Annotated in this window: 10 protein-coding genes and 1 pseudogene; 6 read left to right on the top strand and 5 right to left on the bottom strand. The window is 67.3% G+C overall.

Translation table 11 applies throughout. The features are described from left to right. Positions 1–107 precede the first annotated feature (107 nt). Positions 108–2,354 (bottom strand): serine/threonine-protein kinase, encoded by a 2,247-nt coding sequence (locus CV1CTNOD_RS25340; protein WP_242606309.1) that lies wholly within the window; start codon positions 2,352–2,354, stop codon positions 108–110. Positions 2,355–3,197: 843 nt separating this feature from the next. Here CV1CTNOD_RS25340 and CV1CTNOD_RS26205 point away from each other — a divergent pair. After that, positions 3,198–3,332: pseudogene (locus CV1CTNOD_RS26205) on the top strand (IS30 family transposase); the annotation flags it as partial. A gap of 523 nt (positions 3,333–3,855) precedes the next feature. Next, the gene (locus CV1CTNOD_RS02595; RefSeq protein ID WP_131784574.1) at positions 3,856–5,766 is read left to right on the top strand and encodes a lytic transglycosylase domain-containing protein; all 1,911 of its coding nucleotides are present in this window, start codon (positions 3,856–3,858) and stop codon (positions 5,764–5,766) included. A 79-nt stretch (positions 5,767–5,845) separates the two neighbouring features. Here the strand turns inward: CV1CTNOD_RS02595 and CV1CTNOD_RS02590 are convergent, their stop codons facing one another. Both CV1CTNOD_RS02590 and CV1CTNOD_RS02585 read right to left on the bottom strand, forming a co-directional pair. Further along, a complete protein-coding gene (locus tag CV1CTNOD_RS02590) occupies positions 5,846–6,496 on the bottom strand; it encodes a phosphoribosyltransferase (protein WP_131784573.1) in 651 nt (216 codons plus the stop codon). Between the two features lie 151 nt (positions 6,497–6,647). Then, on the bottom strand, positions 6,648–7,376 hold the full coding sequence (locus tag CV1CTNOD_RS02585; RefSeq protein ID WP_131784572.1) for a DUF1918 domain-containing protein: 729 nt from the start codon (positions 7,374–7,376) through the stop codon (positions 6,648–6,650). A gap of 670 nt (positions 7,377–8,046) precedes the next feature. Here CV1CTNOD_RS02585 and CV1CTNOD_RS02575 point away from each other — a divergent pair. Then, positions 8,047–8,469: a DUF2795 domain-containing protein gene (locus CV1CTNOD_RS02575; protein WP_131784570.1), complete on the top strand. Its 423-nt coding sequence runs from the start codon at positions 8,047–8,049 to the stop codon at positions 8,467–8,469. A 61-nt stretch (positions 8,470–8,530) separates the two neighbouring features. Here CV1CTNOD_RS02575 and CV1CTNOD_RS02570 read toward each other — a convergent pair whose 3' ends face one another. After that, the gene (locus tag CV1CTNOD_RS02570) at positions 8,531–8,773 is read right to left on the bottom strand and encodes an acyl carrier protein (RefSeq protein ID WP_131784569.1); all 243 of its coding nucleotides are present in this window, start codon (positions 8,771–8,773) and stop codon (positions 8,531–8,533) included. 415 nt (positions 8,774–9,188) lie between these two features. On the opposite strand from CV1CTNOD_RS02570, the gene CV1CTNOD_RS02565 reads away from it, so the two are divergent. The 3 genes from CV1CTNOD_RS02565 to CV1CTNOD_RS02555 all read left to right on the top strand — a co-directional run bounded on the left by CV1CTNOD_RS02565 (position 9,189) and on the right by CV1CTNOD_RS02555 (position 12,698). Continuing rightward, complete coding sequence (locus CV1CTNOD_RS02565) at positions 9,189–10,130, top strand: dihydroorotate dehydrogenase (RefSeq protein ID WP_165485278.1); 942 nt, start codon at positions 9,189–9,191, stop codon at positions 10,128–10,130. A gap of 134 nt (positions 10,131–10,264) precedes the next feature. Continuing rightward, positions 10,265–12,025: a RyR domain-containing protein gene (locus CV1CTNOD_RS02560; protein ID WP_207386142.1), complete on the top strand. Its 1,761-nt coding sequence runs from the start codon at positions 10,265–10,267 to the stop codon at positions 12,023–12,025. Positions 12,026–12,224: 199 nt separating this feature from the next. Next, complete coding sequence (locus CV1CTNOD_RS02555) at positions 12,225–12,698, top strand: hypothetical protein (RefSeq protein WP_131784566.1); 474 nt, start codon at positions 12,225–12,227, stop codon at positions 12,696–12,698. Here the strand turns inward: CV1CTNOD_RS02555 and CV1CTNOD_RS02550 are convergent. After that, complete coding sequence (locus CV1CTNOD_RS02550) at positions 12,683–13,483, bottom strand: N-acetylmuramoyl-L-alanine amidase (RefSeq protein WP_165485277.1); 801 nt, start codon at positions 13,481–13,483, stop codon at positions 12,683–12,685. The two genes, CV1CTNOD_RS02555 and CV1CTNOD_RS02550, sit on opposite strands and share 16 nt — an antisense overlap. Positions 13,484–13,632 lie beyond the last annotated feature (149 nt).

Below are 13,632 nucleotides of genomic sequence, written 5' to 3'. Positions count from 1 at the left end.
GACATGAGACCACACAACGATCACTGTTGCTGTAGTACTAGACCAAAGGCAGCGCGACCATGTTTTCTCGCGCTGCCGGAGGCGTTTTTACGCACTGGCTGGAGGCGTCACGAAGGAGCTCCGCCGGACGACGGCCCCACCGACGAAGCGTCCGAAGAACCACCGCCGGACGACGGGCCCACTGACGAACCACCACCGGATGACGGCCCCACCGACGAACCACCGCCAGGTGAAGGCCCCACCGACGACGAACCACCTGAAGAACCACCGCCAGGTGAGGGCCCTACCGACGACGAACCACCAGAGGAAGCGCCGCCGGACGACGGCCCCACAGACGAACCACCGCCGGGTGAGGGTCCCAGCGATGGCGAACCGCTCGAAGGAACAACCGACGGAGAAGGGTTCGGGGTTGACGGCCCGGGGGTGTATGGCCGGTCGTTTCCGCCGGCTGTGCCGCCGGGGCGCACGAATGCGCGTTCCGTCGACGGATCCACAAGCGTGAATGACGCCATCGGGCCGGGTGTCCGTTCGATGGTGGTGACCGTGGTCGGTGAGAAAGCAGGCCATCCGGGACCGGTGAAGGTCGGATTCGAATAAGCCGAGGGCCTGGTCAACGGATTTCCGCAGTAGCATTTTGTGACCGGCGTGCCGTACTGGTCGATCAGTACGGCGGTGCCGGCCTGGAGGACGGCGGGAAAGCCGGCTGCGTGACTTCCGACGAAACGATGGTTTGTCACGTACGTGTCGGTACGCAGGATCACCGGGGTCAGCGTCCTGAAGTAACTCATCGTGTCCTGGGACCTGATACCCAGGACTTCGGACCACGCCGCTGCGCGGTCGGGGTTGCGCCGCAGGAGCTCGGCCATCCGGTCGGTGTCGCAACTGGGGCGGTTGGGGGTTCCGGCGTACAGGCCCTCGGTGTTGCCCGGATAGATACGCCTGACGCCCGGTGGGGGCTGCACACCAGGCCTGTCCGTACCGACAGGCGGCAGGAACGGATTCGGCCCGGCAGTGAACACCGGCTCCCGCGTGACGTCGGCGGCCGCCTCGTTGGAGCTGATCCATGACGAGATGATCAGGCCGGCGAGCAATGCGGTGACCAGGAGCCCCAGGACAGCGACCGTCGTCTTGACGAGCCTGGGGGGTGGGCGAGGGATGCGCCGCGGTCGGGGTTCGGACCGGCTCTGCGTGTCGAAGCCACCATCAGCCGGTGGGACGGCCGGCCGGGCCGGTACGGCCGGTCCGGCCATGCCAGACCGGTGCCGGGGGTCGGCGCCGCCGGGCAGTCCGCCTCGCCCCGCATGGTCGGCCGGCCGGGCCGGAGCCGAGCCGGCAGGACCAGCATGAGCCGCTTCCGAACCGGCAGGAGCCGGACCCGCGGCGGAGCGGCTCGGGGTAAGTATCAGCGTGTCGGTCGTACCGGCGGTGGACGGCCGGGTCGTCGGCTCCGTCCTCGGGGATGTCCAGCCGTGCATGATCTGGGTGACTGCTGCCTGCTGTTCGTCCGGTGGACTGCCGAGCATGCTCCACAACAGCTCGGTCGCTGACGGACGGTCCGCCGGGTTCTTGCTCAGTGTCTGCTCGACAAGCCGGCGAAGTCCCGGCTCCAGCCCCTGCAACTGCGGCTCCTCCCGCGCCGCGCGGTACAGCACGACCTCGGGCGCACCTTCGCCGAACGCACAGTGACCGGTTCCGGCGAAGGCCACCACACCGCCCCATGCGAAGACGTCGGCCGCTGCGGTCACCGTCTCACCACGAGCCTGCTCCGGCGCCATGAACGCCGGGGTACCCAGACCCCGCAGCTCCAGGCTCGTCCCGGTTGCGGCGTCCAGCGACCGGGCAATCCCGAAATCGATCACCCGCGGCCCGAAGTGCGACATCAGCACGTTGGCCGGTTTGAGATCCTGGTGCACCACTCCGGCTTCATGGATCGCGGTCAGCGCGGCCCCCACCGCGACCGCAAGGCGCTCGGTGTTCGCCGAGGGCAACGGCCCGCTCGAGGCAACGGTGGCGGCCAGGGTAGGTCCCTCGATGTATTCGGTTACCAGGTATGGCTGTTCGGCGTCCGGGTCGAAGTCGAGCACCTCGGCGGTACAGAAGCGTGCGACCCGGCGGGCGGTGGCGGCTTCACGCCGGAAGTTGGCACGGAATGCCAGGCTGTTGGAGATGTCCGACCGGATCACTTTGATCGCTACCAGGTGCCAGGTCACGGTCCGCGCCAGGTAGACGACCCCCATGCCGCCTTTGCCGAGACGGCGGAGCACTGTGTAGGGGCCCAGCCGGGTCGGGTCGAGCCGCTCCAGCGGAGCTCCCGCGGCAGCGGCGACTGACTCGACCGACTTCGGGTCCGGCACCGGGCCTCCCCTCCCACGACGTCGGATCAACCGGCACCGGCGGTCACCGCAGGACCGTGCCCACCTGGATGGCCAGAGGCAGCGCGATCATGCTTCTTGCACGCCCTGGGTTCCGCGTCCCGATACGCCGACGTTGGTACGGTGCCGCCGATGCTGTGACGAGTTCGCAATCTTCTGATGTATGTGTGCATGCACGCCGGGACGCACCGGCGCCAAAGCCGCAGATCGTCTCCGGCCGACCCGCGACGAAGACGGACGAGGACGGCAGACGATCCGTGCAGCGTCCAAAATATGGCACCGACGGACTCTTGTCGAAAGCGTCGCCGTGACAATCGGAGGCATTTCGACCGAAGGTCGTACAGCACCACGGATCCGACCGTGGAAATACCGCCCATACTCACTCCTCGGCAGCACTGGAAAGCCTGCTGATCGCCGGTCGGCCGGCGACTGGGGAGCCGTATGATCATCGTCGGGTCGGCACCTGCCCCGACTGCGGTCGCGCAGATCGTCGCCCGCACTTACCGCATGCACCGGACAGAACGCTACCAGCGTCAATGGCTGCCAGCTGCGTCCGGGCACAGCGCTGGGCACGATCGGACGTCGATGTAACCGATAGAACAGGGAGTGTCACTCCACACATTGACCGAAGCTCTATCCGCTCCTTACCGTCCCTGAGACTACAAGCGTTGAGCGTTCCCCTCGGCAGATCTTACTCAATTCAGATCTTCGACAGCGGACGTCGGGACGAGCGGGAGCGAGCTCACCGCCAGTTGTCGTCCTACCCAAAAAATGTTTTTACGTGTTGTAATAACTTGGACACGGCGCCTATACGCGTTTATCACCGACCTGTCCTTGCATTCCCAGGCGGAGCTCGATAGAGTGGCCAAGGAGTTGAATGGCAGACCTCGTGAGACGCTGGACTGGCGAAAGCCGGTAGAAATGTTCAACGAGCTGCTGGAACGGCGTGCGTCGCTATGACCGCTTGATCCCCCCAGTTCGTCCGATTCAACAGCGCCACAAATACCAGGACGGCCCAACTTTTTACTATGACTGATGCATTGACCGGTTGAAGCCACCCGCGTGGCAAACAATGACGAAAGAATCAGCAGTGAGGGACAGAACGGCGCAGGCCTGCCGCCATCGGCCGGGCAGACGTCACCCGGTCGCGCCTGCGGGGCCCGCTGTTCACACCACCTGTGGTTGCGCCACTACCTCCCGGATGTCCCACGTCGAGTTGCGCGAAATTTGTTGCTGATGCATCCCGCCGGCGACCGGAAGCAGCAGCCGACGCTCTGCCCAACCACGAGTCCATCAATTCACAACCATTAACCACGGACCGGCGATGGAATATACGACCGCCATTAGCCACCCAACAGTTACTCCCTGATCCGGGGATGTGGCGTATAAAGACGATGGGCATACCGACGGTGTGCCGGATTTCCAGCAGTCCGAGCGCCGCGGCTCACCCGATCCAGGCCATTCGACGAGGTGAACGTCTACCGTGAGCAAGCACCGGCGCGACCCCGGGCGCACCGGTCTGCACCGGTGTGAGAACGTGTCCGCACCCGGCGGGGCCCGCCTCCATGTACCGCCTGCTCCGCGCCGGTTGCGGATACTCATGATGCCGGCGGTCACCGTCGTACTCCTCCTGCTGGTCAATGGTTCCACAACCACCTCGCAGACCGATTCTGATGCCGGCCCGCCGCCCGGGCCGGCGAGGCCACCGGCCGACGGTGGCAGTTTCCCGATGCCGCCGCTTGTCGGCTCGGGCACGCCCGGTACCTTCGGCGGCGGCCCCGGCACGGCGGGCAGCACCGCCGCGCCGAGCACGCAGAGCCTGGCCACGGCCGCGGCCGCCGGGGCGGGAGGGGGCGTCATACTCACCGGCAGCGACAAGGGCATCCCGGAACGGATACTGGCGGCCTACCGCAGGGCAACCGACCGGATGGCGACCGAACGGCCCGGCTGCCACCTGACCTGGCCCCTGCTCGCCGGGATCGGCAAAGTGGAATCCGGGCACGGTGCCAGTCGCACCATCAGCCCCGACGGCACCATCGCCCCGTCAATCATCGGCCTTCCCCTGGACGGCGTGGGCGGACGCGCGCGCGTCACCGACACCGACGACGGCAGATGGGACGGCGACAAGGTCTTCGACCGGGCCGTCGGACCGATGCAGTTCATCCCGTCGTCCTGGGCGAGGTCCGGCAGCGACGGCAACGGCGACGGTCAGCGCAACCCGAACAACATCGACGATGCCGCCCGCGCCGCCGCCGGCTACCTTTGCGCCTACAACCGCAACCTGACCGACTCGGTACAACTACGGACAGCGATTCTTGCCTACAACCCGTCCGGAGAGTATGTCCGTGCCGTGCTCGCCTGGATGACCGGTTACGCCGGCAGCGGAGCGACTCCCCTGCCCACCCCGATGCCGTCCACGGCGCTTCCCGGCGGCGGCACACCCACGGTCACGACGCCGCCCACGCCGCCCACGCCATCGAGCACGCCCGCTCCGGTCACCGTCACACCACGGTCCGAACCAGGCACAACACCCGCCCCGACGCCATCCGAGAGCTGCCCGGCGATCATCATCGCAACCGGCTCGCTAGTCGCGACACCCACCGAGCTCGACCCGGCTGTCGCCGGTTACGACGCCCTCGACATCACCGGCGTCCTGAGCGCGACCGGTATCCCAACCGGCGTACCACCGGTCCGTGTCCCGATCAACGTGACGCTGTTCGACAGCCACGGATATCTGATCACCAGTACCCACACCGTGGTAACCGTGGACGCCGACGGCAGGACCCCCACGCCGCAACAGCTCGCCCGCCTCAGCGGACACGACATCGGCGAAGCGGGCGCGGTGGGTGCCGTCACCGCCCGTCTCACCCCCGAGCCCACGAACGCCGGTTGCGCGGCACAACCTGCCACCGCCTTCGACGTCGCCGGTCTAAGCCCCGCGGACTTCGCCGGTTGGAACACCAGCCCGGCATCCCTGCGCGAGCGGCTGACGTACTACAACCGGCTGGGCCAGGTTGACCGGCGCACTGCCGACGTATTGGACACACTGATCCCCACCACCGTCACCGGTCCCGGAACGCTCACGCCCTTCCTCAGCCGGCTCGCCGACGCCACGTCCACCGAAGTCAGCGACGAAGCACGGGGCAGGCTCACGAGCATCGCCGAACGCCTGAACAACCATCCGGCGCAGACCACCCCGCCAACACCGGCGCCCGCTCCAACACCGGCTCCAACGCCAGCCCCCGCACCGGCCCCCGTGCCAGCTCCCGCACCTACAACGCCGCCGGCGCCCACACCGGTCGGTAGCGACCCCGCACCCGCGCCGGCTCCGGTACCACCCGAGCCGACCGAGACCACCCACCCGCCACAGCCCACGTCGAACTCGGCCGCGTAAGGTTTCCCGACTCCTCCGAGCACACGAAAAAACCACGGTCGTGCGCTCTCCGACTGAGTGGGAACCCTCTACCCCATGATCACTTCGTGATCACAGCGCGGCGCAGAAGCTCACGGACCTCCTCATCGGTCGTCTGGGAAAAATCGGCATAGTACTGGCCGACGGAAAAGAAGGTCGACGGAGTGTTGAGGCAGACCACACCGTCGGCAACGAGTCGCATCTGCCGGCACGCCTGCTCCGAGGCCACGGGCACGGCCACGACCATGTGCGCGGGCCCACGCCGCCGGATGGCGTCGACGGCGGCGCGCATCGTGGCACCGGTAGCCATGCCGTCGTCGATCAGCAGGACCACGCGACCGGTGACGTCGGCAGCGGTCCGGCTGACGCGGTAAGCGCCTTCCCGGCGCGCAAGCTCGCGGCGCTCGGCGTCCACGGCCTGGGCGATCATCTCCTCCTCGATACCCAGGCCGTGAATCACCTGATCGTTACGGACGAGCGTCCCGCCGCCGGCCAGAGCACCCATCGCGAGCTCGGCGTGCCCGGGTGCCCCGAGCTTGCGGACGAGGAAGACGTCCAGCTCCACGCCCAGCCGTTGCGCCACCTCGAAGGCGACCGGTACACCGCCCCGGGGCAGCGCGAGGACGATGACGTCGTCGCGGTCGGCATATCCGGTCAGGTATTCGGCCAGCGCGTGACCTGCCGACGGCCGGTCGGCAAACAGAGCGTGCACCCGTCACCTCCTCATCGATGGCATCACGGGTGGCATCGCGCAGGCGCGACCCGCGCGGTACCGGGCCTGCATCGCCCACCGCCAGCAGCCAACTGCAATGAGGTAGATCCGAAATCGGATCGGCTGCCGGGTATCAGCTACCGGGTATCAGCTACCGGCTACCGTTGCCGGCCCGATCGCCCGCGTCCGCCGTCTCCTGCTCACCACACGGACGTACCTCCGCGTCCGGGCCCGGATAGGTGAAACTGACATGGTCGGAATCGGACCAGCTGACCAGGAACGGCGGATCACCCGACGGGGAGCGCACCTCAAGGATCTCACCGAACCGGTCCGGCCGGCCCAGCGTCCGTCCGTGGATGACCAGGGTGTCACCGGGATGGGCCCGCACAAGCCGGCGGGACGCGATCACGCCATCATTGGCATGGGCAATCCCGCCCGCGCCCACCGGCGTCCTGCGGTGACGTGCGATGACCTCCTGGGCGAGTGGACGCACCAAGCCCTCGATCCGCCGCGCGTCACGGATGAGGAGATCGTCAGCGGACAGGACTCCGACGATCCGATCGCCGTCGAGGACGGGCAACCGGCGCAACGCGTGATCGCGAAATACCTCGTAGGCGTGGGCGAGCTCCACATCGGCGGACAGGGTGAAGACCTCCGTTGTCATCAAACGATCGACGGACGCCTCCATCGGGACGCCACGGGCGACGCCACGCAGCACGATGTCGCGATCGGTGACAATCCCAACCAGATGATCGCTGTCGTCCGTGACGAGAAGAGCGCCAACCCCGTGGCGATCCATCTCCTGGGCCGCTTCCCCGATCGTCCTGGACCGCTCCACCGTCACCGGTGGTGCGCTGACAACGCTGAGTACGTCCGTCATCGACACTCACCTCCCAGGCCTCAGGCCCGCACGCTCGATCCGCAAGCCTGCGCGGACATGCCCTTCTCCACTTCCCCGCTCACCGCGCCCGGCACACCCGCACTGGTGTTCTTTCGGACGAAGCCGAAGATAGCGCGATCATGGTTTTTTCGCGGCCGGGCTCTGGAAGCCAGATCCAGAAGGTCCGGGAGGCCGAAGTCCCCGGGTCACCGGACGATTCGAGGTGCCGTATCCGTGGAAGGTGGCAGGAGTCGACCGACACGGCGACCGATCCCCGGTCGCTTCCCACGTCCTGAGTCCTTGGTCGTTTCGTTCCCACGAAGGAGGACGCATTATGATCATGGTCGTTGCGCGCGGCGTCGGTCCATCCTCCTCCCATCCGGCACCCGGCCCGGCTCCCGCACCCGTTCCAGCGCCGGGACCGAGGCCGGGGCCGGACGTCCCGCAGCCTGGTCCCGGACCGGACGTCCCGCAGCCTGGTCCCGGACCGGACGTCCCGCACCCTGGTCCCGGACCGGACCTGCCGGTACCCGGTCCCGATCTCCCCGGTCCGGGGCCTGGACCCGACCTGCCACCGCCCGGCCCCGGCGTCCTCCCAGTGGACCCACAGCCCAACAGCTGGTGAGAACCAGGGACGGACGTAACCACAGGAAGCACAAGAGGAGCGACGATGCCGATACAGCGCGGAAGCACCAAACACGGCCCCGCCAAGGACGACAACCTCGCCCAGGAAGTGGACCGGACCGTGCGGGCGCGGCGGGACACGCGCACCGAGGAATGGCGTTCCGCGGAACCTCCCGGCGAGGACCAGCCCCAGGTGTCGGTGATACCGGAACGGCCGGACAGCGAGCGCGCCACCAGCACGAACACCAGCGCGGCGGTCGAGGCGCGCTCCGAGCTCGCCCGGTGGTTCGACCGCCACGACTTTCCCGCGCGTGCCGCTCGGCTCGCTTACGTCCTGCGTAACCGCAACGCTCCAGAACAGCTCATCGAAGCGCTCACCGCCCGGCCCAAGCGAGAGCAGTACAACTCGTTCGGTGATCTGTGGCGAGCCCTGCACGGCGGCGAGGACGTCGAGACCGTGCGCTTCTGATCCTCCGACTCCCGAACGGGCCTCAGCTCCCGAACCGGGCGCCGGGCGAACGCAGCCTGCCTCAGTGGCCGATGGAGGCAGCCGGAGAGCGACCCGCCAGCTGGGACAGATAACGGTGGCACGCGACCGCGCGCTCGGCGTCCTGCCTCAGGACGTTCCGGAAGAAATCGGCTATCTCCGGCTGAGTCTCCTCGTCCGCATCACGGACATATTGTTCGTATTCGCGACAACCCTTGAGGGCGTGATACTGCACCGAGATCAGATCATGAACGACGTCGCTGAATCCCGTTTCGCCGGTCGCCATCGTCGACCTTCTTCCTGTTTCGGCTTCATCTCCCACTGGCATCAGCCCCCTCGCCGCGCTCACCACAACCGGCGACGCCGATGAGCACCGGTGACGCCGATCGGCGCCGGGTTACCACAGCGCGGTATGGCCGACCCTGTCTTCATCGACGGTCTTCGGGGAAGCCAAACGTGCACCGGCGTCAAATCCTGGCCACGTTCAGGAACACGCCGCACGGCACGACCGGCGGATGATCTCGTCCTGGACGCGCTCCCGGAGCAGGTGAACGACCCAACGGAAGCATCTCGATAAGGGATATAACAGATATGACAGGCATAACGGTCATAATCTGCAGGCCGCACCCGGAACAGACGGTCGATACTGTTCCTGGAGAAGTCGAGTCGTATCGAAAATCTGGATCTCGGGAAGGGTGGCCGTGACGGCGCTGTGCGGAGTCGAGCTTGAGCATCCGCTCATGAACGCCGCGGGCACGTGCAAGAGCCTCGACGAGGTGGACGTGCTTGCCCGCAGCGCCGTGTCCGCGGTCGTCGTCGGGTCCATCACCGCGCAGGCGCGCACCGGGAACGGAGGCAACGTCTACTATCCGGGGGATTTCTTCTCGCTCAACGCGCTCGGCCTGCCCAATCCGGGGCTTGCGTACTACCGCGAGCACCTGCCAGAGATGATCTCGATAACGCATGCTGCCGGTAAACCACTCGTCGTGAGCATCGCGGGATTCAGCGAAGCCGAATACGCCGCCGCCGCCTATGACGTGGCGCTCGCCGGCGCCGACATCATCGAGCTCAATCTGGCCTGCCCGAACGTCTGGGACGGCGGCACGCAGAAACGCATCGCGTGCTTCGACAACAGTCAGACCGAGACCGTGTGTACCCAGGTGAGTCAGGCGCTCGCCGCGGCCACGCCCACCGGCGCCACCGCTGGCGAAGGTCGCCGGCCACCGCCCTTCGGCATAAAAATCTCACCGTTTTCGGACCCGGCCGGGCTGGCCGAGCTGGCGAGCCTGGTCGCAAAGCTGTCCAGCACGCCGCAGGGCCCGCGGTTCGTCTGCGCGGTCAACACCTTTCCGAACGCCCTCGCCCTGGACGGGACAAACCGTCCGGTGATCGACGTCGAACTGGCCGGGCTCGCGGGTGCCGCGCTCAAACCCGTGGCCCTCGGCCAGATACGTCAGCTACGACGTCTGCTTCCGGAGACGGTCGAACTGATCGGAGCCGGCGGAGTGTCCCGCGGACGTGACATCGCCGACTTCCTGTGTGCCGGGGCGGCTGCGGTACAGGCCGCCACCGCCTTCTGGAACCGCAATGGCGACGCCGGCGTCTTCGGTGACATCCTCACCGACTACGCCGACCTGTTTTAGAACGAGCGGGATAGGACGACGTTCGGTCGGCGAACGGGGCGGTCCCGCTCTCGATCGCTCCACGATGTAAGAATTCGGTAGGACAAGGCGGCGACGCCGGTACGGGGACGAGACACGGGGGCGGGAACAGCGACGTGGTGAGGGTTCCGGACGAACGGGTTGGGGCCGGGCGGATTCTGTGGCTGATGTTCTCCGTGCTTTTCCTGGTGGCGGCCTTTCTGGGTGCGTGGGGTCTGGCCCGGCTGACAAGACCCGCGCAGGAGTGCCCCCCGCCGAGTGCGCAGCCCTGCGGCTACACAGCGGCCGACATCGCCTACTTCGACGCGCAGCTCTTTTTGCTGGGCTCCGAACCGCTGCAGGACGGTGGCCCTTTTCCGCTGCCGCTGGAGCTCGCACGATTCCTGGCCCCGTTCGCCACCGCGTACGGCGTGACGGTGTCAGTCTGGAACATCTTCGTCGACAGGCGTCACCGGCGCGCGGCACGCCGGGCCCGGGGCCACGCCGTCGTCGTCGGCGACGACCCGTTCGCCCTGACAATCACCTCCGCGTTGCGGGCCGCCGGTACCCCCGCGGTCCGCATCACCAACGATGCGGCCCACAATGCTCAGGGCCTCGTCGTGGTCGGTGACGCGTGGAAACCGGCAATACTGCGCGCTGCGGGTGTGCCCAGGGCCGCAACCGTGTACGCGTGTCTCGCGGACAGCGCCGCCAATGCGGCCGTGGTGGCGGCCGTGGCCGCGCTCACCGGCGAGGAAACCGATCGTCCCGAACCGCTCGCCTGCTATGCGCGTATCGGCGACGGTGAGCTTGCGCTCGCGCTGAAGGCGCGCCGGGTCGGGCTCTCCGCGGAATCAGGTTTCCGGCTGGATTTCTTCACTCCAGAGGAGATCGCCGCCCGCAAGCTCGCCACCCGTATTCTCGGACCCCATCTCGGTATCGACGATCCGCTGCCCTCGGTGGCGGTCGTCGGGCTCGGCCCGTTCGGACGCGCGCTGGTCGTCGAGCTGGCTCGGCTGTGGCAGGTCCGCAACGGCGCCCCGCCGCTGCCGCTGGTTCTGGTCGACACGAACGCGTCATCGCAGCTCACCGAGCTTCGTGCGCGCTACCCGCCGGTCGCGGCGCACTGCGCCCCCCGTATCAGGGACGAGCCGGCGGCCACCGTCGATCTCGGGACGCTCTCGCGCGAGTTCACTGCGGCGGACGCGCCGGGCAGGCGACACCTGGTGCTGTGCGACCAGAACGAGGAAACGGTTCTGCCCCGCGCGCTGAACACCACCCGGAACACCGCGGACGTCGACCAGACGGTGACCGTGTGCACGGGGCAACGGACGGCCCTCGGTGACCTGCTCAATCCCCGGTTGCTCGATCCCGCACCGGGCGAGGTACGAATCTTCGCAATCACTGACGAGGCGGCGGAACCGAACGAATTGCACAACGACACGTTGACGGTATTGGCCCATGCCATTCATGGCCAGTATCTCATCGGCGAGCAGGAAAAAGGACTCGTCATCGGTGGTACCGAATCAACGGCGCTCTGGGACGACCTCCGCGAGGACCTGCGGACGGCGAACTACAAACAGGCCGAAGATATCGGCGCGAAGCTGGGAAAAATCAGCGCGGTCGTCGTCCCGATGACCGACCCGCCGACGGACTTCTCCTTCACCGCGGCCGAGGTGGAGCTGCTCGCCCAGCATGAGCACGAACGTTGGTGTGCGGAACGACACAGCCAGGGCTGGACGTTCGCCCCGGTTCGCGACGACGGGCGCAAGCAGCACGAGCTGCTGGTCGACTGGCTGGAGCTGCCGGATGAGCAGCGCGCCAAGGACATCGCGGCCGTCCGCCACCTGCCAGCCCTCCTGGCCGACCATGGTCTGCAGATCCTGCGCCTGCGCTGAACGCGCAGGCCGCTGGGGCTGGCTCCGTCCGTCCAAGGATTGACCGTCGCGGCGGGGCGAGGGAACGTTGGTGGATGGCAAACGTGGGTGAGCCGCTGCGGATCGTTGAAGACGAACCGATCGCCTGGCCGGAGCAGGAGCCGTTGACGCTCCCTGAACCGGCCGAACCAGCCGAAGCCGAACCTGTGCCGGCAGGCAGGTGAGCGTCATCGGCTGGCGCCAGTGGGCGGTGGACGGCGCTGGTTGGTTGCGCCCGGCATGGACGCCGTGGTCACCGTTCCCGGCTGACCTCTTGTTGTGGCGCCCCGACGGCCTCACCAGGGCGTTCTGCCTACGCGGTGCGCGGGACGGCCTCGGCAGCCAGATGTCCCAGGCGCCTTTGACGCCACATCTGCGGATGCCGAACGAGAACTGTGTCTGCGGGTTGTACGCATGGCTGTCGGCACAAGAGCTCGCCGCCGCGGCCGCCCCGAGATGGACGTCACAGCCGATCATCGTCGGCGCGGCCCGCCTCGGCGGCCGTCTCGTCATCAGCGAACGTGGGTACCGGGCGCAGCTTGGATATCCGGTGGCCGTTGTCGACCCCGACGGTGTCGTATCCGCCGCTTATCCGGTGGCTCGTTACCGTACCTGGGACGCTCTCGTCGCCGAATGGGATCAGCCGGTGAAGTAAGTACTACGGGCGGCGGCGAATGCCTGGTCGGTGATCGGCCCCCAGACCCCGTCCACACCCACTCCGAGGATGGACTGGATCGTCCGCACCGTCGCGACATATGCCGCCTGTGACAGGGGCCCCCAGACGCCGTCGACGGTCGCACCGACCGCGGCCTGCTCGGCCCTGGTATGCCGGTTGGTCCGGACCTCGGCAAGCGCCGCGTCGGTGACCGGGCCCCAGACACCGTCCGCGGCCACGTGCACCGCATGCTGCAAAGCCACCACCTTGGGCTGCACAGGCGACGTCGCGCCTCCCACGATCTGCGCGGCCCTCGCGATGATCTGATGACGCTGGCCGGCGCGAATGGTACCCGGGCAACCCGGATGATTACCCCACGAGACCTTGCCCACACCATGAGTGATCAACCCAGGCTGGCCGGGTGTGTCCGTCACAGCCAGCGCCCAGCCGAAGGTGCGCACGCCGTCGGCGTAGGCCACGGCCACGGTCTCGATCTGCTCAGGCGTCAACGCCTCGGTGTCGAAGCCCTCGGTCTCGACCGAATCGTATGTGCTGTTTCCCGCGGCCTGCGCCCACGCCCGGACGTCCGAGGGCACATACTGCTCACGCTGCCCGGCTTTACCCGCCCATAAGTTCGACGATGCCTGCGATTGCGGATCGTTGAACCAGTTGAACTGGGAGCCGTTGCCCTGTGCGACGTGCAGGACCAGACCAATCGGATGAATCGTGTCACCATTGGTGTTCTTAACCGGCCGATACTGGAAGCCTTGAACGATGTGTGCCACGCCCACATCGTAAACCTCCGGACCAGGGCGGTATCGACCGGACTCCCCACTCGCGCCTGTCGTACCCGCATCGTCGGCTGAACCCCGATCCGGCGACATCGCCGTTCGAAGCCGTTCGAAGCCGTTCGAAGCCGTTCACAACCAGTTTG

The sequence above is a fragment of the Protofrankia symbiont of Coriaria ruscifolia genome (genome assembly GCF_900634745.1).
Taxonomy (GTDB): Bacteria; Actinomycetota; Actinomycetes; order Frankiales; family Frankiaceae; genus Protofrankia; species Protofrankia californiensis.
Note: the sequence above shows the minus strand (reverse complement) of the source record. Positions and strands in the feature narration are given on the sequence as shown.